Here is a 22728-nt window from a genome sequence, read left to right as displayed (position 1 = left end):
ATGAACCTGAGCAAGCTGATCGCGCTGGCGGGCAAGCTCCACCTTCCCGAGCTGGTCGTCCACGGTGAGACGATCGCCAAGGACATCGCCGATTTCGCGGGCGTGCTGAAGGCGAACGTCGCGCGGTCCAAGCACGTGCTGACCGACGGCGATCGAGCCGAGCTGGACGCGATCCACGCCGAGGCGATCGCGGCGGCCAACGCGCTCGATGCGAAGCTCGCGAAGGCGGCGGGAGAGTGACCGATCCGGTCGTAGCGGAGGCGCGGCTGATCCTGCTCAAGGAGCTGGCGCGGTCGAGCGACGGCCGGTCCAACGACCTGGTGCTCGACCGCGTCCTCGACGCGCACGGCTTCCGGCGGTCGCGAGACTGGCTGCGGACGCAGCTGCGCGCACTCGCGGAGCTGGGCGCGATCGACGTGCGCGAGGCCGGCAGCGTCGTCGTCGCCGAGCTGAAGCGGCTCGGCCGCGACCATGTCGATCGCCGCGGCGCGATCGAAAGCGTCGCGCGGCCTGCGGACGCGGAGTGATGGCCACCGCCGTCAAGATCGAGCGGAGCGTCGCTGACGAGGAGCCGAACGGGTGCGGGCCGGTGAGGGTGCTGTGGAACCGGGACGGCTACCTGGAACTCCTGCAGGATAGCGACCGTGTCGTGCTGTCCCGCGAGCACGCCGGTGACGTCGCCGCCGCGGTCGTGGCGGCGCTGACGGACCCGCGCTGACGATGACCGACGCCCAAGACGATCGGCGTCGCGAGGGGCGGGGGCGGCTCAGCTCGATCGACCTGCTGCCCGACGAGGCCGAGGCGGAGATCGTCTGGGCGTTGGAGCAGCTGCGCGAGCGCTCGATGCCGCAGACCGCGATCCTGGACGAGTTCAACGCCCGGCTTGCCGATCGCGGCATCGGCCGGGTCAGCAAGTCGGCCTTCTCGCGCTGGTCGGTGCGCAAGGCGCTCGCCTACCGCCGTCTGGACGAGGTGCGCGCGATCACCTCGGACGTCGTCACCGGGCTGGGCACCGGCGGCGCTGACGAGGTGACGGTCGCGGTGGCCGAGATGGTGAAGGCGGCGATCTACGAGCAGCTGGAGGGCTCGCTTGGACCCAGGGAGATCATGGAGCTGAGCCGGGCGCTCGGCTCCGTCGTGGCGGCACAGAAGACGTCGGCCGCGCACCGCGAGAAGCTTGAGGCGAAGGTCGCCGCGACCGTCACCGCCGCGGCGGACATCGCGGTGAAGAGTTCTACCGAGGCGGGGCTCTCGGCCGACCGCGTCGCGCAGATCCGCAAGGACGTGCTGGGGGTGAGGGGGTGAGCATCGCGGCCAATCAAGTGGGCTGCCGGACTTACCGACAGCCCACCTGTTCATTTTATCAGCTCGACAACGAGCTGCGCGACCCCGACCAGAAGGGGCAAAAGCCACTTCCAGTCCGGGTCACCGCGACGTTCGGCCATCGGATTACCTCCAATGGCCAGACCGGTCTGGCGGTTAAGACGAGGCTTCGCGACGTCTCGCGAAACCGGCGAACGCCCAATCATCGGGCAATGTCCGGTGGGCTCTTCCGAGGCCCCAACGTGGCGGAGGCTTCAAACGCCTCCAGCCGAAATGCGGCTTCCGGATCGGTGGGCGAAAGTCGCTCCAAAACCGGAAGGCCCGCGCCGACAGGCCCTGCGGAAACAGGCTGCCGGTGTCGGCCTCATAATTCGTCAGCGCGTCATTCGCAAGATCGGCGGCGGCGGGCATGAGCGGCGTCAATCACGCCCCACTCGCCCCCGTCCTGCCCCACGAGCCCGCGGCGCTGGCGGCGATCGCGCCCGAGCTGCCGCGCGGCGGCGAGCTGCCCGCCGACCACGATCCGCTCGCCGCCGGCATCTTGATGGCGCACCAGCTGGAGTGGCTGGAGGACAAGAGCGACCTCAAGCTCGGCGAGAAGGGGCGGCGCTGCGGGATCACCTATGCCGAAGCACTGGACGACACGCTGATCGCCGCGTCCAGCCGCTCGGCCGGCGGCGACAACGTGTTCTACATCGGCGACACCAAGGACAAGGGCCGCGAGTTCATCGGCTACGTCGCGCACTTCGCGAAGATCGTCGCGAAGGAGCTGGGCACGGTCGAGGAGTTCCTGTTCGAGGATCAGCTCGACGACGGCTCGACCAGGATGATCGGCGCCTTCCGCATCCGCTTCGCCAGCGGCTTCCGGGTCGAGGCGCTGTCGAGCCGGCCGGAGAACATCCGCGGCTTGCAGGGCGTGGTGGTGATCGACGAGGCGGCGTTCCACCAGGATGTGCGCGCGGTGCTGGACGCGGTCAACGCGCTGCTGATCTGGGGCGGTCGCATCCGCGTGATCTCGACCCACAACGGCGTCCTCAACCCGTTCAACGAGCTGATCCGCGAGGCGAAGGCGGGCAAGGTGCCCTTCAGCCTCCACTTCATCCCCTTCGCCAAGTCGGTCGCGAACGGGCTCTTCCGCCGCGTCTGCCTGCTGCGTGGCAAGCCCTGGTCGGCGGAAGCCGAGGCCGAGTGGGAGGCGACGATCCGTGCCGCCTACGGCAGCCGCACCGCGCAGATGCACCAGGAGCTGGACGCGATCCCGGCTGACGCGGAGGGCGCGGCGCTGACCCGCGTCGCGATCGAGCAGGTCGCCGATCGCGCGGTGCCCGTCGTGCGCTGGCTACTGCCCGACAGCGTCAAGGTGGCGCTGCCCGCGATCCGCGACGCGGTGGTCCGCGACTTCTGCGCCCGCGAGCTGCTGCCGCATCTGGCCAGGCTCGAAGTCGACCTGCGCCACGACCTCGGCTCCGACTTTGCGCGCACCGGCGACGGCGCGGGCACGATCGTCACCGCGCTCGGTCGCGACCTGGTCCGGCGCGCGGCGCTGGTGCTGGAGATGCACAACGTGCCGTTCGAGATGCAGCGCGACGTGCTGTTCTTCGTCCAGGACCGGCTGCCCCGCTACGGCCACGGCGCGTTCGACGCGGGCGGCAACGGCGCTTACATCGCCGAGGTCTCGGCCCAGCGCTACGGCGCGCGGATCAGCGAGATCAAGCTCAGCCAGGAATGGTACCGGATCAACGGCGCGCCCTACATCGAGGCGTTCGGCGACCGCACCGTCACCGTCGCCGGCGACGAGGACGTGGTCCGCGATCACCAGGCGCTGAGCTACGTCAACGGCATCGTCCGCGTGCCGGACGGGATGCGCTACAAGGGCTCGGACGGGCTGCAGCGCCACGGCGACACCGCGATCGCGGGGATGCTCGCCTGGTTCGCGAGCCGCCAGGGCGCGGCGGAGTATGGCTACGAACCGGTGCGACCCGACGCCGATCCCGACGGCTGGGGCGGCCTGGACGACGAGGCGGCGCGGGGCTGGTGGCGGCCGCCGGTCGGGGTCGCGATCCGATGACCGTGCAAACCCGCGCCAGAAGGCCCGCCAGCGACCGCGGGCCATGCCGATGCCTCTCCGGCCGGCACCCCGCCTCTTACGGCCTCTTAGGCCCTCTCATTGCCCGATCGGACGGCAACCGATGACCGCCAATCTTCCTGTTCTCGTCGACCACCGCGGCCAGCCGCTGCGCCGCGAGGTGCTGGCCGCCGAGATCGGCGCGCCGACGCTGGCCGGGGTGCGCTCGCCGCTGGGCGGCTACCCGGCCGACGGGCTCGACCCCGTGCGCTTGGCCAACATCCTGCGCGCCGCGGACGCCGGCGATCCGCTCGCCTATTTCGAGCTGGCGGAGCAGATCGAGGAGCGCGACCTCCATTACATGGGCGTGCTCGGCACCCGCAAGCGATCGGTGGCGCAGATCGGCGTCACGGTCGACGCGGCGAGCGACGACCCGGCCGACGTCGAGTTGGCCGACATGGTCCGCGAATGGCTCGACCGCGACGAGCTGCAGGACGAGATGTTCGACATCCTCGACGCGATCGGCAAGGGCGTCAGCTTCACCGAGATCATCTGGGACACCAGCGAGGGGCAGTGGCGGCCGGCGCGGCTGGAGTGGCGCGACCCGCGCTTCTTCGCCTTCGACCGCGCGGACGGGCGCACCCCGCTGCTGCGCGGCGGCGAGGATGGCCGCAGCGCCAACGCACCACTCCCCGCGTTCAAGTTCATCACGCTCCTGATCAAGGCGAAGTCGGGCCTGCCGATCCGCTCCGGGATCGCGCGGGTCGCGGCCTGGGCATGGATGTTCAAGGCGTTCACCCAGCGCGACTGGGCGATCTTCACCCAAACCTACGGCCAGCCGATCCGGCTCGGCCGCTTCGATTCGACGGCGTCGGCCGCCGACAAGGCGACGCTGTGGCGCGCGGTCGCGAACATCGCGGGCGACTGCGCGGCGCTGATCCCCAAGGGGATGGACATCGAGTTCATCCAGGCGCCGAACGTCGCAGCCGCGTCCGACCTCTACGAGCGCCGCGCCGACTGGCTGGACAAGCAGGTCAGCAAGGGCGTCGTCGGCCAGACGGGCACCACCGACTCCAAGCACGGCGGGCTGGGGGACGCGGGCAACAAGGTGCATCAGCGCGTCGCCGGCGACATCGAGGCGGCGGACGCGAAGGCGACGGCGGCGGTCCTCAACCGTGATCTGGTGCGGCCGTGGGTCGACCTGGAGCGCGGGCCGCAGCGTCGCTACCCGCGGCTCAGGATCGAGCGGCCCGAGACCGAGGATCTGGCGCAGCTGACCCAGTCGCTCGGCGTGCTGGTGCCGCTGGGCCTCAAGGTCCAGCAGTCGGAGGTGCGCGACAAGCTCGGGCTGGCTGACCCGGACGAAGGCGCCGACCTGCTGGGCGCGCCAACGCCGGTGGCCTCGCCGGTGACGGTGGTGCCGCCGATCGCCGCGCCTGCCCTGCAGTCGCAGCAGGTGCCATTGCCCCGCCCGGCCGACGCGATCGCCGACCAGCTCGCCGCCGCGGCCGAGCCGCACGTGCGCGCCTGGCTCGGCCAGCTGCAGCTGATGGCGCAGAAGGCCGGGTCGCTGGGCGAGCTGCGCGAGATGGTGGTCAGCGCCTTCCCGCACCTCGACGCGACTGCGCTGACCGCCGGCCTGGCCGACGGCTTTGCCGCCGCGCGCGCTGCCGGGGTCAGCGACGCGCACGACCAGAGCGCCGGGCAGGGTGGCTGACCCCCAGGAACCGGCAGCGCTCGCCGGCGCCTTCCGCCGTCCGTTCAAGCAACAGGTCGCCTTCTTCCGCCAGAAGATGGGCAACCTGGTGCCGACGCGGCGCTGGGACGATCTCACCGGCGCCGCCCACGACCAGGCGTTCATGGTCGCGGGCGCGCAGAAGGCCGACCTGCTCTCAGACTTCGCCGCGTCGATCGACCGGGCGGTAAGCGAAGGCGCCAGCCTGGAGCAGTTCCGCTCCGACTTCGATGCTGCGGTCGAGCGGCACGACTGGCACGGCTGGACCGGTGAGGGCACCAAGGGCGGACGTGCGTGGCGGACGCGCACGATCTACCGCACCAACACGTCCACCAGCTACGCCGCCGGCCGCTTCGCCCAGCTGACCGCGGCCAACTGGAAATACTGGATTTACCGGCACGGCAATTCGCAGGAGCCGCGCCCCGAGCACCTCCACGTCTTCGACGGCCTGATCCTGCCGCCCGACCACCCGTTCTGGGCCAAGTTCTACCCGCCGAGCGACTGGGGCTGCAGCTGCTACGTGCTCGGCGCCAACACGCTCGCCCAGGCGAAGCGGCTGGGCGGCACCAAGGGACCGGAGGGGCTGCCCGACGGCTGGGACACGCCCGACCCCGCGACTGGCGAGCCGCCGGGGATCGGCCCGGGGTGGGGTTACGCGCCGGGCGCCAGCGTCGTCGAGGCGGTGAACGCAAAGGTTGCGAGTTGGTCCGAGGAGATCGCGCAGGCGTTCACCGCCAGCCTGCCGTCGATGGCCGGAGACGACGCCGACAGCTTCATCCGTTCAGTGTCCGATCTCAGCGACGAGGAGCGGGACGCGATCCGCGGGTACACCGCGGGCGATCACGTCGAGATCAATGGCGCTTTGCGGGACGGTGCGCAGCCGACTCCGGCGGGGGCGATCATCGATCAGGCGCTCGATCGCGCGCGCCTGCCGGCCGACGTCGTCGTCCACCGCGGCCTGGGCGGCGATCTCGCCGCCGCGATCCTTGAGGAAGCTCCCCCGCGCGGCGCAATCCTGCGCGACCTCGGCTTTGCCAGTACCAGTCGCCGGGTGGGGGTCGCGCGCAAGTTCCTACGGCTGAAGCCCGAGCCCAAGGTCCTGGTCACGCTCCGCCTGAAGCGCGGTGCCCGCGCGCTGGATATCGCCTCGATCTCGGCATTTGAGGACCAGCGCGAAATGCTGCTACAGCGACAGGTGAAGTGGCGCGTTCTCTCCTGGGATAAAGCAAGTGGACAGCTCGAAGTCGAAGTTGGACCCTGACGGCGGCGAGCGCTTCGTCGGCACCGGCGGCATGACGATCCAGCTCCCCGGCGAGCCCGACGAGGCGCAGCGCCCGCTTCCGCGGAAGAAGCCGACCACGGCGAAGTGATCCGGATCGAGTTCAACGTCGCGCCGGTGCTGGCGAAGCTGGCGTCGGCGAAGAAGCTGCTCGGCGACCTCACGCCCGTCCACCAGGACATCGCCGAATACATGGTCCAGACGACCAAGGGGCGGTTCATCACCAGCACGGCGCCGGACGGTTCGCGCTGGCGCGACAAGTCGCCGGCGACGCTGGCCAGCTACCTGCGCCGCGGCGACGGCGACCGGCCCAAGCCGCTGATCGGCCCGTCCGGCCGGCTCGGCCGTGAAGTCCAAGGCATCGCGACCAAAGACTCGGCCGAGATCGGCTCGGCGCTGATCTACTCGGGCGTGATGCAGGATGGCGCGGCCAAGGGCGCGTTCGGCACGAACGCGCGCGGCCGGCCGATCCCGTGGGGCGCGATCCCGGCGCGTGTCTGGCTCGGCATCTCGGCCGAGGACGAGCGGGCGATCATCGAGATCACGGACGAGCACCTGGAAGAGGCGACCGGCAGCACCGGGGAGTAGCGGCAGCGACGGCCGTACGGTAAGCTCCGCCCCGTCAATTTGCGTGCGGCCAGCCGTCCCGCCCGCCCCGGCGGGCATGTTTCCGGGCCGCCGCCTCCGCCACTCAGCGGGCCGTGAAAGGCTTCTCGCCCGTCCTCTGTTCCGCCCAGGCGCTTCCTGAAGGGGACGCGCCCGACTGGCTGCACCTGCTGCCGGCGGGGACGGTCACGACCGTCGACGGACGCGGACCGTACCAGCTGACCGACACCGCGGCGGTGATCGCGGCGTCGCTGGAGGCAGCGGGCGGCAAGCTGCCGATCGACGAATGCCACGCTATCGACCGCGCCGCGCCGCTCGGCCTGCCGGCGCCGGCGCGCGGCTGGATCGTCGAGCTGCAGGGCCGTGACGACGGGCTGTGGGGCCGGGTCGAGTGGACCGAACAGGGCCGCCAGATCATGGCCGACCGTCAGTATCGCGGCCTCTCGCCGGCGATCGTGCACGACAAGCTCAAGAACATCACGGCGGTGCTGCGCGCCAGCCTGATTAACACCCCAAACCTCGTCGGGCTGACCGCCCTGCATTCGGAAGGAAACCAGATGGACCTGCTCGCCAGGCTGATCGAGGCGTTGGGCCTCGACGCCGGCGCCGACGGTGACGCTGTCATCGCGGCGATCAAGAAGCTGAAGGACATGCCCGCGCCGGCGCTGCAGTCGGCGCTGGCGCCGATCGGCGCGGCGCTGGGCCTCGCCGCCGGTGCTGACGCGACGGCCGTGCTGGCCGGGGTGCAGCAGCTGACCGCCGCCAAGGGCGACAGCGCCGCGATCGTCGCGCTGCAGGGCGAGCTGGCGACGACCGCGCAGACGCTCGCCGACCTGCTCGATAGCAACAAGCGCCGCGACGCCACCACGTTCGTCGACGGCGCGATCGCGGAAGGCCGGGTCGGCGTGAAGCCGATGCGCGAGCGCTACATCGCACTCCACATGGCCGACCCGGTGGCGACGGCGGCGCAGGTCGCAGCGCTGCCCGCGATCAAGCCCGGCGCGACCTTCACCGGCACCGACCCCGGCCGGGCCGCCGACGGCCTGTCCGCCGAGGACGAGCGCACGATCGCCCTGATGGGGATCGACCGCGCCGCCTTCCTCGAAACCCGCAAGCTGGAGGTTCTGTAAATGGCCGCGCTCACCGCCGCCCGCTCCACCCCGCTGCGCGAGACGCAGCAGGTCGAAAGCCATCCGGTCAAGGCCGCGACGCGCATCTTTCCGGGTGCGCTCGTCTGCCTCGACGCCACCGGCTTCGCCGTGCCCGGCGGCGTCGCGACCACGCTGCGCCCGGTCGGGCGCGCCGAGGCGATCGCCGACAACACGGCCGGCGCCAGCGGCGACATCCAGGTCCGCGTGCGCCGCGGCGTCTTCCGCTTCGCCAACTCGGCCGCGGGCGACCTGATCGCGCGCGCCGACGTGCTGGGCACCGCCTTCATCGTCGACGACCAGACGGTCGCGAAGACGAACGGCGGCGGCACGCGCTCGGCCGCCGGCACCATCCGCGACGTGGACGCCCAGGGCGTCTGGGTCCTGTTCTGAGGAAGCAGCAGCAATGATCGTCACCTCCGCCGCGCTGACCACGCTCCGCACCGGCTTCTCCACGCTCTTCAAGGGCGCGCTGGCGAAGGCCGAGAGCCAGTACGGTCTCGTCTCCACCACCGTTCCCGCCACCACGCGCGAGCAGCGCTACGGCTGGCTCGGCAAGTTCCCCAACGTCCGGGAGTGGATCGGCGCGCGCGTCATCCAGAACCTGATGGAGTCGGACTACACGATCCGCGAGAAGAAGTGGGAGATGACGATCGGCGTCGACCGCGACGACGTCGAGACCGACAACCTCGGCATCTACTCGCCGATGTTCGAGGAGATGGGTCAGTCGACCGGTTCGTTCTGGGACCGCATCGTGTTCCAGCTGCTGTCGGCCGGGTTCACGACCAACTGTTACGACGGCCAGTTCTTCTTCGACATCGACCACCCGGTGCTCGCCGACGACGGCACGATGACGCTGGCCGCGAACACCGATGCGGTCGCGGGCAACGGGCCGGCCTGGTTTCTGATCGACGACACGCGCGCGCTGAAGCCGATCATCCTCCAGAAGCGCAAGGACTTCGAGTTCGTCGCGCGCGACAACCCGAACGACAGCAACGTGTTCGGGTTGAACGAGTTCGTCTACGGCGCCGACGCCCGGGCGAACGTCGGCTATGGCTTCTGGCAGTTCGCCTGGGGCTCCAAGCAGGACCTCACCGCCGCCAACTACAAGCTGGCGCGCGCGTCGCTGCTGGGCATGAAGGGCGACTATGGCCGCCCGCTCGGCATCCGGCCGACGCTGCTGCTGGTGCCGCCGCAGCTGGAGTCCGCCGCGCTCAAGCTCATCAACAATGAGCTGGGCGCCAACGGCGAGACCAACGAGTGGAAGGGCACGGCGAAAGTCGTCGTGTGTCCGTGGCTCGCCTGATGGGCCGCCGGACCTCCGACGCCGAGAGCCCGGCGATCGTCGCGGCTGCCGCGGCGGCCAGCCTGGGCGGCGCGCCCGCGACCTTCCCGGTCGAGCCGCTGGCGGCGATCGAGCCCGCCGTCGACGCGGCGGCCGCGCGCGCCGCCGCCGAGCGGGTGGCCGATACGACCGCGCCCGCGACGGCGCCGGCGGCCGATCCCGCGCTCGTGATCGCCGACCCGCTCGCCCGTGTCGCGGTGTTTCCGGACCCGGCGCTGCCCGCCCCTCCCGAGGCGCCGCAGCCGGTCGTCACCGCTGCGCCGCCGCTGGCTGCGGAGCCCTCCGCGGTCGACGTGATCAAGGCCGCGCAGGCCGACGACGACCGCACCGGCGCCTCGCTGGGCTTCGATCCTGTCGGCGCGACCGCCGGCCGTGACGGTCCGCGCTTCGGCGAGGCAGGCCAGCCGGTGCTCGCGATCGAACCCGCGACGCCGACCGCCGCGACGGTCGCGGCCGCCGCCGCGGCGACGCCGCTGCCCGAGCCGCTCGTGCCGCTGATCGGCGACGAGCTGGTGACCATCGTCGAGGTGGTGGGGCCGCCGCGCGGCCGCTATCGCGCCGGCCTGGCCTTTGGGGCCGAGCCGCGGCGGTTCCTGCTGACCCAGCTGACCGACGGGCAGCTCGCCAGGCTCCAGTCCGACCCGCAGCTGGCGGTCGGCATCCGCACGATCGGCGCGGACGAGCTGACCGGCCTGGAGGGCTGAGCAGGTGCGCGGCGACTCCAGCGGCGGCGTCGGCTGTTTGGGCGTCGTTGCGATCGTCCTGATCGTGCTCAAGCTCGCCGGGCTGATCGCCTGGTCCTGGTGGCTGGTGCTGCTGCCGATCTGGGCGGCACTGGCGATCGGGGCGGCCGCGGCCGTGCTGACGATCGTCTTCGTGGCGGTGTCCGTCGACCGGAAGGGCACGTGACCTACACTACCCTTGCCGCGCTTCAGAACCGGTTCGGGGCCGCTACCCTGGTCCAGCTGACCGATCGCGCGCCGGTGCCCACCGGCGTGGTCGACGTCGCGGTCGTCAATCAGGAACTCGGCAACGCCGACGCCGTGATCAACGCGTCGCTGGCGGTGCGGTATCAGCTGCCGCTCGCGACGGTGCCCGTCGCGGTCGCCGACCTCGCGCTGGCGATCGCGATCTACAAGCTCCACCCGTTCGACCCCGCGCAGAAGATCAAGGACGATTATGCGCAGGCGCTCAGAGACCTGAAAGAGCTGTCTCAGGGGACCAAGAAGCTCGACGTCGCGGGCGCGGAACCCGCCACCGCCGACACCGGCGGGGTGGTGACCAGCGACCGCGCGCGCGACCTGACACCCGACAATTTGCACGGCTTCATCTGATGGGCCTGGTCGCACAGGTGCAGGCGCAGCTCGCCAGCGTCGCGGCGATCGCCGGGCGCGTCCACGGCGCGGCCAAGCTCGCGCAGCTGACCGAGCAGGGCCAACTCGCCCAGGCGGGCGTCGCCGCGTTCGTGGTGCCGCTCGGGCTCGGCGGCGGCGCGGCGAGCGACGGCTCGGGCGGGCTCTACCGCCAGTCGATCGACCGGCTGGTCGGCGTCATCCTCGCGGTCCGCAACCTGGCCGACGGCACCGGCGAGGCGGGTTGGGTAGAGCTGGAGCCGCTGGTCGAGGCGGTGATCGTGATGCTGGCCGGCTGGGACCCGCCGGGCACGCTCGGCTCGCTGCGCCTGGCGAAGGGCGAGCTGATCTCCATCAACCGCGGCACCATCACCTACCAGCTCGACTTCGCCGTTGCCGACCAACTGAGGATCGTCCGATGACCGCCCGCACCCCCGCCGTCCAGCCTGCCCCTCAGCCCCCCGCCGCCCCGATCGAGGAGCAGCCGCAGGAAGGCGGCAGCTACCTCCGCGAGGGCGGCGGTTCGCTGACCCGCGTCGCCTTCACCGATCACGACGGCGTGCCGCCCGCGCCGGAAACTGATCCGGCTCAGCCCGCGGCCGAGCCGCTGGTGCTCGACACGCCCGCCACCCCCGCCAACCCCGAGCAGCAGGGCTAGACCATGCCGACCCCGATCAAGTGGAAGTCGAAGACGATCCTCCTCAAGAACGAGGCGACCTACGGCACCGACCCAACGCCGACCGGCGGCGCCAATGCGATGCTGCTGACCGACGTCACGCTGCAGCCGATGGAAGGGCAGGACGTCAGCCGCAATCTGGAGCTGCCGTACCTCGCGGCCCAGGAGCAGATTCCGACGGGCGTCTACGTCGTCATGACCGGCTCGTTCGAGCTGGTCGGCGGCGCGGCCGCGGGCACGGCGCCGGCGTGGGGACCGGCGCTGCGCGCGTGCGGCGTCGCGGAGGTGATCACCGCCGGGTCCAAGGTCGAATACTCGCCGATCTCCGACAACCAGGAGAGCTGCGGGGTCTATTTTGGGATCGGCCCGTCGAAGCACGTCATCCTGGGCGCCCGCGCGACCGTGAAGTGCCAGTTCAACGCGCAGGGCATCCCGGTCGGCGGGCTGACGATCACCGGGCTGTTTTCGGTCCCGGCCGACGCCGCGGCGCCGACGATCGACGTGACCAGCTGGCAAGCGCCGCAGGTGGTCACGGCCACCAACACACCGACCTTCACGATCGGCGGCATCGCGTTCGTCATGCGCTCGTTCGAGATGGATTTGGGCAACGACGTCCAGCCACGCATGCTCGTCGGCAGCGAGCGGATCGTCATCGTCGACCGGCAGGAGGCGATCGCCACCGTCGTCGAGGCGCAGCCCTACGCCAATTACAACCCGTTCTCGATCGCGAACGCCCGCACCAAGCAGGCGATCCAGCTGATCCACGGCACCGTCGTCGGCAAGCGCGTCAAGCTCGACATCCCCGTCGCTCAGCAGAAGCGGCCGACCGGCTTCCAGAACGCGCAGGGCGTGCTCGAATGGCCGCTCGGGTTCGTGCCGCTGCCGAGCAGCGGCAACGACCAGTGGAAGCTCACCGTCTACTAAGGAACCTGACCCCGTGTTCACCGTCGCGACCGACCCCCAGTTCACCCACACCGTCACCGTCCTGGTTCCCGTCGACGGCGGCCACGACGCGCAGACGATGCAGGTTACCTATCGCGTCCAGCCCGCCGACAAGGAGGGGCCGGACACTTCCACAGCCGAGGGCTCGACCGAGTTCCTCCGCGCGGCGGTGGTCACGATAGGCCACCTGGTCGACGACGCGAAACAGCCGGTGCCGTGGAACGACGCGCTGCGCGACCGGCTGTTCGCGGTTCCCTACGTCCGCGCCGCGCTGGCGAAGGGCTACTACGCCGCGATCAACAAGGGCGTGTTGGGAAACTGAACGACGCCGCGCGCTGGTGGGCGGTGGGCGGCGGCCCCGACCTCGGCGAAGCGGCGGCGGATGCGGAAGCGCTGGGGCTGCCGGCTGCGCTGGTCGACAGCCTCCGGGTCAAGCCGCGGGAGTTCGAAGTGTGGCCGGTCAACCTTCCCGTCATCGACGCCTGGCGCGCGATCGCGTCGCAGTGGCGGACCGCGCCGCTGGCGGACGGGCGGCTGCACTGGCTGGGGCTCGACTACACGGCCGTGCAGGCCGGCCTGGCGCTGGCGGGCCGCGCGATCGACCGCGCCACCTGGGCGGGCGTCCGGGTGATGGAGGGCGCCGCCGCGGCCGTGCTCAACGGCGGGCGCTGACGTGACGCTCCAGACCAGCCTGGTCATCAGCGGCGACGCGAGCGGCGCCACCACCGTCATCGACCTGACGACCGGCGAGATGACGAAGCTGTACGACGCGACCGGCAAGGCGGCCGATAGCGCCGACCGGCTGACCGCCGCGGTGAAGACGCAAGCCGATGCGACGCGCGACGCCGGCGCCGCCGCCGCCGACCTCGCGACGTCGCAGGGCGAGGTGGGGCGCAGCGCCGAGGCGGCGGCCGGCGCGCACGCCGACGGTGCCGAGGCCGCGGGCCGCAGCGGCGAGGCCTACAGGGCGCTGGGCGAATCGCTCGGCGAGACGATCAAGAAGCTGGGCGAGGGCAAGCAGGCGGGCGAAGCGCTGCGCGGTGTCGCGCAGGATGCCGGCGCCGCGATCCGGCAGTTCGCGTCAGAGAGCGGCGACGCCGGCGGCGCGATCGCGGGGATCGCGGCACAGGCCGGAGGTGCGGCCGGCCAGATCAAGGGGATGGCCGGCGTCGCAGTCGAGGGCGCGGAGGGCGCGGCGCTGATGAGCGGCTCGCTGGAACTGCTGGCCGGCGTCGCTGGCGGCGTGCTGGGCGTCGCGATCGCGGCGGGCGTCGAGCTGTTGGGCGACTTCATCGCCAAGCAGTTCGAGGCCGACCACGGGGCCGAGGAGCTGGCGCACACGCTCCGTGATGCCGCGACCGCCGCCGACAGTTTCGGGGACGCGCAGGCAGCGATCGGCCGTGTGATCGATCTGACGACGGGCAAGCTCAAGACGCAGAACACGGTGTTGATCGAGACGATCCGGCTCCAGGCCGAAGCGAAGCTGCTGACCGGCGAGACGCGGGAACGCACCGCACGCCAGGATCTGCAGGGCGTGGGCGAGCGGAGCTTCGCGCAGCGCACGGCCGACGGCCTGCGCGGCTATTTCGCCTCCGAGGACGGCGGCGGGGTTCGCGGCGCCAACCAGGCGAGCACCGACGCTCACGTCGGCGGCGACGGCCTGCGGCGCCTGCGCGATCGCGTCCTTTCGGGCGAGCTGCGCGACCCCACCGCGATCCGCCGTGCGGTGGACGGCGCCGATCTCGGGCTGACGCCGGAGGAGACGATCCGGATCAAGCAGCGGCTCTACGAGCTGCCGGCCGCGCGCAACGACCAGCAGGCGGCGCGCGAGATGCTGGACGCGCTCGACGGCCGCGGGCTCGCCCCCGACCTGCAGCAGCAGGGGCACGATCCGACCCTGCGTCTCCGGGAGCCGCGCACGCGGACCGGCAGCGGCGGGCGCGGTGGCGGCGCGAGCACTGGCGACGGCACGACGCTGGCGGCGTTCGGGCGCGACGCGGCGGCGCAGATCGCGCGGATCCGCGAGCAGTTCGACGGGACGCCGCCCGCGGTCCGCGCGGTCAACGACCAGGTCGGCCGGCTGAACGAGCTGATCGGCAAGCTCAACGACAAGAAGCCGCCGGGCTTTGAGCACCTGATCGACCAGGCGCATCAGGCGCAGACGGCGGTGCAGGACGGCCTGGTCCGGCCGCTGCGCGATTATGTCGAGGAGCAGAACCGCGCCTTCACGGTCGGCCAGGCGCTGCTCGACGGCGACATCGCGCGCGCCGAGGCGATGAAGGCCGTCACCGGGCTGGAGCGGCAGATGGGGCCGCTGAGCGCGCAGCAAAAGGACGCGGTGCTCGCCACGGTCCAGGCGCTCGATGCGCAGGCGCGCGCGCTCGACGTCATCCACGAGAAGGAGCAGCTGCGGCTGCAGGCGCTGGGCGGGATCAAGGACGTCTTCCGCGAGGCGACGCAGGAGTTCGAGCGCGGCCAGATCGGCCAGCTGCTCAGGAACCCGGGCAAGCTGCTCGACATCTTCACCAGCCTCAAGGGCGAGGTGCTGTTCGACAAGCTGTTCGGCTCGCTGTTCCGCGACCTGCAGGACCAGGTGACGGGGACGCACATCGTCGAGGACGCGTCGGCCAGGATGGCGTCGGCGGTCGACGTCGTCGCGCGCCAGGCTGATCGCACCGCCGACGCGCTGGGGCGGGTCGCCACCGCGGCCGAGGGCAGGGCTGACGGCGTGCCGACGATCGGCAGCCAGCCGGGCGGCCAGGCGCTCGGCGAGACGATCGCCGCGTCGGTGGTGGCGGGCTTCGCGAGCATCGGCCGCGCGGGCGGCGCGGCGCCTGGCACCGACGGTGGACTCGATCACGACATCGAGGTCCGCGCCGACACGCGGCTACGCGACCCGCTGCAGCTTTTCACCCGCGCAATCGGCGGTGTCGGCGAGCGGGTGGCGGGGCTGTTCACCAACCCGGAAAACGCTCGCGCGATCGGCACCACGATCGGCAAGTTCGCCGGAAAGGGGCTTGAGGGCGCCGCGACGGGCACCTTCGTCGCCGGGGTCGGGAACTCGTTGGGGATCGGCCTGTCGAGCAGCGGCTCGCAGCTGGGCGGCGCTTTGGGCGGCATCCTCGGCGGGATCAAAGGCGTGACGTCGGCGCTCGGTCCGTTCGGCGCGGCGCTGACGCCGGTCTTGTCGGTCGTTGGCGGTCTCGTCGGCAAGCTCTTCGCGCCCAAGGCCAAGCCGGGCGGCGCTACCGTCTCGGCGGTCGACGGCGCGGCGGCGGTGAGCGGCACGGTCGGATCGAACAAGTCGGGCATCGCGACCGGCACCGGGTTGGGCGGGCAGGTATCGTCGACGCTCAACCAGGTCGCGCAGCAGCTCGGCGCCACGATCGGCAGCTTCAACGTCGCGATCGGGACCTACAAGGACGATCTGCGCGTCAACGTAAACGGCAAGGCGCTGGGCGGGGTCAAGAACTCGGGCGCGCTGTCGTTCGGCTCGGACGAGAACGCCGCGATCAACGCCGCCGCCGGCCTTGCGATCGGCCAGGGCGCGATCGCGGGCGTGTCGGCGGCGGTCGGGCAGGCGCTGCGCTCGTCGCCCGACGTGTCGAAGGCGCTGACCGAAGCGCTCAAGGTGCAGGATCTGGAGACGTCGCTCGGCGGGCTCGGCTCGGTGATCGGCAAGGCGTTCAAGGACTTCGAGGCGCAGGCGGCCGAGCGCGTCCGGATCGCCACCCAGTACGGGTTCGACGTCGTCGCGATCGAGAAGAAGAACGCCGACGACCGCTTGAAGCTCAGCGAGCAGCTGCTCACCCAGCAGGTCGGCTCGCTCCAGTCCCTGGTGACCGAGCTGACCCAGGGCTCGCTGTTCGAAGGCTCGGCGCTCGACAAGGTGACGGCGCTGGACACCGCAATCACCAAGGCAAAGGCGGACCTGGACAACGGCGTCGACGGCGCGGGCGACACGCTGGCCGGGCTCTACCAGCAGCGGCTGGGCAGCCTGAAGGACGCCTACGGCACCACCGGCGGCTACGCGGGGGGCTACCAGGACACGCTCGACTCGGCGCGCGCGGCGATCGCCGCCGCCAACGCACGGATCGTGGCGGCGAGCGGCGAGACGAAGAGCGATCCGGCGCTGACCACGACCAACAAAACGCTCGACGAGATCGCCGAGCAGCAGGCGCAGATGCTGAGCGACAGTGGGCAGGCGAACGTGCTGCTCGCGCAGATCGCGGCTGCCAAGGGCGCTTACGGCGTCAGCTACGACCTCTCCAATCTGGTCGGCTATTGATGGCTGCGTCCGTGGTCCTGGTCGACGCGACGCCGCGCTCCCCCGCCGACGGGGCGGCCGTCACGGTCAAACTGGCGGGGGCGGGCGGGCAGCTGCCCTACCCGGCCGGATACCGCGCCGGGCTCGACGCGCTGCCGCGATCGGTGGCGGCGCTCGACTTTGACGGCGAGCAGCTGGGCGGCGGCGGCACTGCGCAGGCGCTGGCGCTGCAGTGGGCCGGGTCGGACGCGGCGCTGCTGACCTCGCTTGGCGCGCTCTACTGGGGCGACGCGCCAGTGACGGTTAAGGTCGGGCCGGAGGACGCGGCGGCGGCGACGATCGCGACCGGGCTGATCCAGGAGGCGAGCGTCGAGGCGGGCAAGCTTCGGCTGCTGCTGGCGGACGCGACCGCCGACCTCAAGCGGCCGCTGTTGGTCGACCGCTACGCCGGCACCGGCGGGGCGGAGGGGCCGGCCGAGTGGGCGGGGCTGATCAAGAGCCGCAGCTGGGGCCGCTGTTTCAACGTCCCCGGGCAGCCGATCGACAAGGCCAACAACGTCTGGTGCTTCGGCGACCCGACGCGCCCGTGGCAGGGGTTCGCGTCGGTGCGCGACCTGGGCGTCCCTGCCGCCGCCGGCGCGCTGACGACGGTCGCCTGGGCAGGGTCGGTCGCGAGCACGTTCGCCGCGCTGCAGGCGGCCGCGGCGACCAGCGGCGGCGGCGCGTGCGCGCCCTCGATCGCGTGCGTCAAATGGTGGACGGCGCCGGCGGGCGATCTCCACGCCGACGTCCGCGGCGAGATCGGCGCAGGTTATGTCGAGACCGCGCCCGAGATCGCAGCACGGATCGTCGCGGCGCGCTCGGCGCTGGGCTTCGCGGCGGGCGCCGTCGCGGCGGCTGCCGCGGCGCGGCCCGCGCCGTGTGGCGTGCGGATCGACAGCGATGCGACGACCGCGGCCGAGGTGGTGAGCGACCTCCTCGCTGGCGTGTCGCTGAGCTGGCTGGTCCAGGACGGCGCGATCGATTTCCGCCGCTGGGAGTGGCTCGCCTCCACCCGCGTCGGGCGAACCGCCGCGCCCGTCACCCGGCGCAAGCTCTGGGCGCCCATCGCCTCGCGCAAGCTCGGCTACCACAAGAACCAGGCGCCGATGGCGCGTGGCGACTTGGCGGCGCTGGTCTTCGCGGCCGACGTGGTGCTGGCCGACGGCACGGCCATACCTGCGGCGATCGCCTTGGCGGGGCTGACCGCGGACTGGGCGGGGGTGAGCGGCACCGGCAAGCCGGCGGACAATGCGACCCGGAACCGCGTCACCTACTCGACTTCCGCCCCAGCGAGCCCGGCCGACGGCGACATCTGGGTCGACCTCAACGGCGCTTACGCGGTGTTCAAGCTGCGCAACGGCGGCGCCTGGCAGACGGGCGCCACGGCGCTCGCGACCTACAATCAGCTGACCGGCAAGCCGATCGCGCTGGCCGACATCAACACGACCGAAAGCGCGAAGCTGGCCGGGATCGCGGACGCGGCGACGCGCAACGCGCAAACGGGCAATGAGGTCAGCGCGCCCAGCGACCCGTCGACATGGACGCTCGCGAACGGCGCGATAGTCGCCACGGTAGGCGGCCGCGCGCGCGCGCAGCTCTACACGCCGAACGCGCAGGTGTTCTGGGGACCGCCAATCGACTGCAACGGCGGCAAGGACCGGTTCCTCCGCTACGTTCTCAAGGCAGACAGCGCCGGCAGCGAGGACTGCAACACCAGCTATTTGTGGTGGGATGCAGCCGGTGCGGTGGCCGCGGTCAACCTGTCCGACCGCACATCGAGAACACTTTCCGACACGGCAGCGGCCGACACCGTGGTGGAAGCGCAGTTCACGCTGCCCGCGGGCGCGGTCCGGTACCGCCCATACTTGGAGCGTCATGCCGCGACAGGGTGGAGCTTCTACGCCGACCAGCCTTATTTCGGCCCTGCGCAGCCGGGCGCCGACGTGACCGCCCAGAAACAGGTCGTGGTCAGCGTGCCCGACATCGAGATCGCGGCTGACAGCGCCGGCAGCCCGACGACGCCGCTGCCGAAGATCGTGCAGGTGTCTGTCGCGCAAGGCGGGGTGTCCGTCGTCGCCGCCAACGGCACCACCTACCTGCTGTCGAACGTATCGGACAACCTGATGCCCGGCGGCGTCGCCAAGCTGACCGTCGACAACGCCATTGGGAGCAGCACCAAAGGGCAGCTCTCCCTCGCCGCCGGCTTCACCGGTTCCGGCACCGCGGACCTCGCGGTCGTGGTCGCCGGCGCGGCGCAGCCCCTGATCCGCGTCAACGTCATCCAAACCAACGCTCGGGCGGCGACGGGCGGCGGTGGTGGCGGGGGCGGTGGCGGGGGCGGCAGCGTCTCGAAGAGCGCGGACGGCGACCTCACAAGCCAGAGCGTGAGCAGCGCCACTTACGTCCAGGCCTTCCTCGCCACGGGTCTGACGGTCGCGACCGGCGAGACGATCCGCGCCAGTGCGGTCGGCTCCTATGAGTTCAGCAGCGGGGCTCCCGGCAGCGGATACAAGCTCTCGACCGTCACCGCCGTGTGGCAATACTCACCCGCCGGCGCGAACAGCTGGACCTCGTTCGGCAGCGCCGTGACCGGATCGAGCGCACGCTACCGCCCAACCGACGGCGACAGCAGCCCCGGCGCGGTTTCGTGCAGTCAAACCGCCGCGCCCACCGCCGGGCTCTACGACGTGCAGCTCATGATTGCGCGCGGCGCGACCTACCCGGTCGGGACGGTGTTCTTCGACGACGGGACGATCAGCGTCAGGATCACGACGTGATGATCGCCATCCTGCGCGCTGACGGCACGCTGGCGGCGCAGGTGCACGTCGGTGATGGCCAGTCTGCTGCGGCTGCGGGATTCAACCCGACCGGGCTGCGCGAGCGCGTCGTCGAGCGGTTCGGCCGACCCGGCGAGCGGCTAAATCCGGCGACCGGTGCCTGGGTCGCCGATGCCGCCGCCCAGGCGGCTGCGATCGACGCCGCCTACCTCGCTGATCATGGGGTCGACGCGATCGCCCGCGCCCACGCGGCCAAGGAGGCGGAGGCGCGCTGCATCATCGCCGGCGTCGCGATCGACGGGCGGGTCGCGGCGGAGGCGGAGCTGCGCGGCGTCACCGCCGAGGTGCTGGCGCGGCTGATCGTGGCGAAGGCGGATGCGGCCGCGGCCGCGGAGTTCACGCGCATCCAGGCGAAGCTGGGCCAGTGAGCGCGGTCGACCCTCAGTTCGCCCAGTGGCTCCAGGGCGCGGCCGATTACACCGTCCGCAGCAACGCAACGATGGCTGCGCGCTGGGGGGCGACTGCGAAGACGACCGAGCGGATCACCGCGATTGCGCTCAAGACGGACGCGGACGCGGAAGCCGACCGCCAGCTCGCCTTCTTCGCCCGCGGTCCGTTCGCGGTCGACGAGCACCAGCTGATCGGCACCGACTGGGGGCCGTCGCTGGGCCGCGTGGTGACGCTCACCGCCGCCGGGCTCGGCTACGATGCTGGGCTGGACGTGTTCGTCACCGGTGTCGACGTCGACCGGGCGACCGGGCTGACGACGCTCACCGTCCTCTGTCCACTGGGGCCAAGCTCATGAGCGATGTACTGATCGTCCGGCCGCTGCCGATCGCCGGCGTCACTGCGACGCGGGGGACGGGCGCCACCAATCTCGCCACCAAGGATCCTCGCGAGGTTTGGGCCGACACCGCCGTCGGCAGCGCGGCGACGCTGACGATCGACCTCGGCAGCGCGCAGCCGATCGACACAGTCCTGCTCGGCTATGTCCGGCCGCCGGCGGCGGGGGCGACCTGGTCGATCACTGGCGGCCTCGCCGGCGCGGCCGAGGTGACGCTGCAGACCGCGACCACACTGCGGGTGCCCGACACCGCCGGTTGGTTCTCGACCACCAGCCACGCGCTGTGGAACGGCGCCGCGGCCACCGTCCGCTATCTCGCGATCACCGTGACCCAGCCCGCCGGCGCGCAGCCGCTCAGCGCCGGCGTGCTGGTCGCGGGGCTCGCCTTCACGGGCGGCCGCGACTGGGGGTTCGGCCGCCGGCCGGTCGACACCGGTACGGCGACGACGTTGCCGGGCGGCGACGCAACGGTGGAGGGCGACCGCAAGCTCGCCTCCAGCTGGACGTTCGGCGACCTGACGATCGCCGACGCCGCGCAGCTGGAGCAGATCGGGCTGGCGTTGGGCGAGACCAAGCCGGGCCTCGTCATCGAGGGCGCCGCGCGCACCGCCGGGCTCCTCCACCGCATCCGCTACGGCCGCTTCGACCGCTGGAAGCCGTTCGAGCGGCGAAACAAAGAGCAGACGCGCTGGGACGTGGCGATCACCGACTGGAGCGGCCTCGGCGACACGACGTGGGTCGGCTTGCCCGCGCCAACGCCGACGCCGTCGCCGACCCCCACCCCTACCCCAACACCGACGCCCACGCCCACGCCGACCCCGACGCCCACACCCACCCCTACCCCGACGCCAACGCCCACACCGACGCCAACGCCAACGCCCACACCGACGCCGACGCCGACCCCCACACCGACGCCGACGCCGACCCCCACACCAACGCCGACAGGCTTTGCTCGAAACGGAGCGGCCAACACCGCGCTCAAAGCGATGCTGGCGCGCGTGGCCGCCGGAACCGGACGCGGCAAGGTCGTCATTAAGGGCACAAGCCTTGAGGCCGGCGCCGGCGGCTCGATCGTTGCGAACGGGACCAGCAGCTCCGTCGCCGACCAGCTCACCGACGCGCGTCGCTATCGGCCCGCGGCGGTTCTCGCCGGGCTGATGACGACCGCGGGGTATTTCGCGGCCGACAACGGCTACACCGGCGACCAGAACTGCGCGAAGGTCGGCATCGACCTGCCGACCTACGACCCTCGCGTAAGCTACTCTGGGACGCCGTGGCTGCCCGACGGCCGCACCAGCGACACGGCACCCTACGCGGGCGCCAACTACCTCTTCACCAACGGCGGCCCGACCCAGACGTTCGTGCCCGGCCCGTCATGCAACACCTTCGTCGTGGTCGCCTACAATGTCGGCGGAGGCACGATGACGTTCGCCATGGGCGGGGTTGCGCCGACGGGGATCACCGCGCCCGGCGCGACCGTGTCTGGCAGCACCGTCACCTTGCCGAACACGGCGTCGGGCTTCACGCGCATCACGATCACCGGAGCCGCCACAACCGCCGGGTTGAGCATCACGCCGAGCGGCGTCTGCATCACCAGGTCGGTCACCGGGTACAACAGCGCCGTCGCGGGGATCGACATCCTGGTCCATGCGTCGAACGGCGCCCTGGCCAGCGACCAGGCATCCACCAGCAGCGTCTACCACTGGAACAACAACGAGGCGCTGGCCTTCGACGCGCCGGACTTCACGCTGGTTGCGCTCGGGATCAACGACTGCTCGATCAGCCGGTCGACCACCGACCTGGTCGCGGACATCCAGACGATCGTCACGACGGCGCAGGCCAGCGGGGACGTCGGCCTCTACTGGACCACCGCGGCCAACCCCTCGACCTTCGCGCCCGCGGATCGCCAGGCGACATACCGGGACGCGGTTGCCGCCTTCGCCGCCGCTCACAACATCAGCTTTTGGGATCAGCTCAACCGGTTCGGTAGCTGGTCGACCATCGCGGACCGCACCGCCGATCAGACGGTCCACCCCAACCGAGGGCTCTACGCCGACATCGGTGCGTACAACTGGTCCTGCCTCCAGGCGGCGGCGACGTGACCGCTCACCAAGCGTTGTCTAGCTCGCGACAACTAGAGCATTCCTCGTCGGCGGTCGGTGCGCGTTCGCCGCACCGAGAGCAGAGCCCGTTTGCTGATCGAAACGCTTGTTTCGAAAGGTGGTCGTCGTCGTTGGCCTCCCATCGCCGACCCGGCCAGAGCGCGACGGACTTCAACACGTTGAGCAAAGCCGACCTCGTGATCACATCCATCTCCTCCAAGGAGG

At 71.5% G+C, this 22728-nt stretch carries 24 protein-coding genes; all 24 read left to right on the top strand.

The genetic code is table 11. From position 1 onward, the window contains the following. The 24 genes from ACP2AD_RS11650 (at nucleotide 1) to ACP2AD_RS11535 (ending at nucleotide 22503) form a co-directional block, all read left to right on the top strand. Nucleotides 1–240 carry a hypothetical protein gene (locus tag ACP2AD_RS11650; RefSeq protein WP_425230218.1) on the top strand — a complete coding sequence of 80 codons (240 nt, stop codon included), beginning with the start codon at nucleotides 1–3 and terminating at the stop codon, nucleotides 238–240. Beyond that, on the top strand, nucleotides 237–527 hold the full coding sequence (locus ACP2AD_RS11645; RefSeq protein ID WP_425230217.1) for a hypothetical protein: 291 nt from the start codon (nucleotides 237–239) through the stop codon (nucleotides 525–527). The genes ACP2AD_RS11650 and ACP2AD_RS11645 overlap by 4 nt, the downstream gene beginning before the upstream one ends. Next, complete coding sequence (locus ACP2AD_RS11640; protein WP_425230216.1) at nucleotides 527–718, top strand: hypothetical protein; 192 nt, start codon at nucleotides 527–529, stop codon at nucleotides 716–718. Before ACP2AD_RS11645 ends, ACP2AD_RS11640 begins: the two co-directional genes overlap by 1 nt. A gap of 2 nt (nucleotides 719–720) precedes the next feature. Further along, nucleotides 721–1305, top strand: coding sequence for a phage protein Gp27 family protein (locus ACP2AD_RS11635; RefSeq protein ID WP_425230215.1), 585 nt, complete (start codon nucleotides 721–723; stop codon nucleotides 1303–1305). Between the two features lie 427 nt (nucleotides 1306–1732). Further along, nucleotides 1733–3391 (top strand): hypothetical protein, encoded by a 1659-nt coding sequence (locus ACP2AD_RS11630; protein WP_425230214.1) that lies wholly within the window; start codon nucleotides 1733–1735, stop codon nucleotides 3389–3391. 121 nt (nucleotides 3392–3512) lie between these two features. Beyond that, nucleotides 3513–5105: a DUF935 domain-containing protein gene (locus tag ACP2AD_RS11625; RefSeq protein ID WP_425230213.1), complete on the top strand. Its 1593-nt coding sequence runs from the start codon at nucleotides 3513–3515 to the stop codon at nucleotides 5103–5105. Continuing rightward, entirely contained in the window at nucleotides 5098–6384 is a 1287-nt protein-coding gene (locus tag ACP2AD_RS11620) for an ADP-ribosyltransferase (protein WP_425230212.1), read from the top strand. Before ACP2AD_RS11625 ends, ACP2AD_RS11620 begins: the two co-directional genes overlap by 8 nt. 105 nt (nucleotides 6385–6489) lie before the next feature. Continuing rightward, nucleotides 6490–6990, top strand: a complete 501-nt coding sequence (locus tag ACP2AD_RS11615; RefSeq protein ID WP_425230211.1) for a phage virion morphogenesis protein — start codon at nucleotides 6490–6492, stop codon at nucleotides 6988–6990. A 113-nt stretch (nucleotides 6991–7103) separates the two neighbouring features. After that, entirely contained in the window at nucleotides 7104–8138 is a 1035-nt protein-coding gene (locus ACP2AD_RS11610; protein ID WP_425230210.1) for a phage protease, read from the top strand. Next, the gene (locus ACP2AD_RS11605; protein ID WP_425230209.1) at nucleotides 8139–8549 is read left to right on the top strand and encodes a hypothetical protein; all 411 of its coding nucleotides are present in this window, start codon (nucleotides 8139–8141) and stop codon (nucleotides 8547–8549) included. A 13-nt stretch (nucleotides 8550–8562) separates the two neighbouring features. Continuing rightward, nucleotides 8563–9462 (top strand): Mu-like prophage major head subunit gpT family protein, encoded by a 900-nt coding sequence (locus ACP2AD_RS11600; RefSeq protein ID WP_425230208.1) that lies wholly within the window; start codon nucleotides 8563–8565, stop codon nucleotides 9460–9462. Next, nucleotides 9462–10205 carry a hypothetical protein gene (locus ACP2AD_RS11595; RefSeq protein WP_425230207.1) on the top strand — a complete coding sequence of 248 codons (744 nt, stop codon included), beginning with the start codon at nucleotides 9462–9464 and terminating at the stop codon, nucleotides 10203–10205. The genes ACP2AD_RS11600 and ACP2AD_RS11595 overlap by 1 nt, the downstream gene beginning before the upstream one ends. 4 nt (nucleotides 10206–10209) lie before the next feature. After that, nucleotides 10210–10410 (top strand): hypothetical protein, encoded by a 201-nt coding sequence (locus ACP2AD_RS11590; RefSeq protein ID WP_425230206.1) that lies wholly within the window; start codon nucleotides 10210–10212, stop codon nucleotides 10408–10410. Beyond that, complete coding sequence (locus ACP2AD_RS11585; protein WP_425230205.1) at nucleotides 10407–10835, top strand: gp436 family protein; 429 nt, start codon at nucleotides 10407–10409, stop codon at nucleotides 10833–10835. The genes ACP2AD_RS11590 and ACP2AD_RS11585 overlap by 4 nt, the downstream gene beginning before the upstream one ends. Then, entirely contained in the window at nucleotides 10835–11275 is a 441-nt protein-coding gene (locus tag ACP2AD_RS11580; protein WP_425230204.1) for a phage tail terminator protein, read from the top strand. The genes ACP2AD_RS11585 and ACP2AD_RS11580 overlap by 1 nt, the downstream gene beginning before the upstream one ends. Next, a complete protein-coding gene (locus ACP2AD_RS11575) occupies nucleotides 11272–11511 on the top strand; it encodes a hypothetical protein (RefSeq protein WP_425230203.1) in 240 nt (79 codons plus the stop codon). Before ACP2AD_RS11580 ends, ACP2AD_RS11575 begins: the two co-directional genes overlap by 4 nt. Nucleotides 11512–11514: 3 nt before the next feature. Then, on the top strand, nucleotides 11515–12453 hold the full coding sequence (locus ACP2AD_RS11570) for a phage tail tube protein (RefSeq protein WP_425230202.1): 939 nt from the start codon (nucleotides 11515–11517) through the stop codon (nucleotides 12451–12453). A gap of 13 nt (nucleotides 12454–12466) precedes the next feature. Then, nucleotides 12467–12793 carry a hypothetical protein gene (locus ACP2AD_RS11565; RefSeq protein ID WP_425230201.1) on the top strand — a complete coding sequence of 109 codons (327 nt, stop codon included), beginning with the start codon at nucleotides 12467–12469 and terminating at the stop codon, nucleotides 12791–12793. A gap of 23 nt (nucleotides 12794–12816) precedes the next feature. After that, nucleotides 12817–13143 (top strand): DUF1799 domain-containing protein, encoded by a 327-nt coding sequence (locus ACP2AD_RS11560; RefSeq protein ID WP_425230200.1) that lies wholly within the window; start codon nucleotides 12817–12819, stop codon nucleotides 13141–13143. A 1-nt stretch (nucleotide 13144) separates the two neighbouring features. Beyond that, nucleotides 13145–16759, top strand: coding sequence for a hypothetical protein (locus ACP2AD_RS11555; RefSeq protein WP_425230199.1), 3615 nt, complete (start codon nucleotides 13145–13147; stop codon nucleotides 16757–16759). Further along, nucleotides 16759–19557: a hypothetical protein gene (locus ACP2AD_RS11550; RefSeq protein WP_425230198.1), complete on the top strand. Its 2799-nt coding sequence runs from the start codon at nucleotides 16759–16761 to the stop codon at nucleotides 19555–19557. The genes ACP2AD_RS11555 and ACP2AD_RS11550 overlap by 1 nt, the downstream gene beginning before the upstream one ends. Continuing rightward, nucleotides 19557–19985 (top strand): hypothetical protein, encoded by a 429-nt coding sequence (locus ACP2AD_RS11545; protein WP_425230197.1) that lies wholly within the window; start codon nucleotides 19557–19559, stop codon nucleotides 19983–19985. The genes ACP2AD_RS11550 and ACP2AD_RS11545 overlap by 1 nt, the downstream gene beginning before the upstream one ends. Further along, on the top strand, nucleotides 19982–20362 hold the full coding sequence (locus ACP2AD_RS11540; RefSeq protein WP_425230196.1) for a hypothetical protein: 381 nt from the start codon (nucleotides 19982–19984) through the stop codon (nucleotides 20360–20362). Before ACP2AD_RS11545 ends, ACP2AD_RS11540 begins: the two co-directional genes overlap by 4 nt. Continuing rightward, a complete protein-coding gene (locus ACP2AD_RS11535; RefSeq protein WP_425230195.1) occupies nucleotides 20359–22503 on the top strand; it encodes an SGNH/GDSL hydrolase family protein in 2145 nt (714 codons plus the stop codon). The genes ACP2AD_RS11540 and ACP2AD_RS11535 overlap by 4 nt, the downstream gene beginning before the upstream one ends. Nucleotides 22504–22728 lie beyond the last annotated feature (225 nt).

It is taken from the genome of Sphingomonas sp., from assembly GCF_965248875.1.
Classification (GTDB): Bacteria; Pseudomonadota; Alphaproteobacteria; order Sphingomonadales; family Sphingomonadaceae; genus Sphingomonas.
Note: the sequence above shows the minus strand (reverse complement) of the source record. Positions and strands in the feature narration are given on the sequence as shown.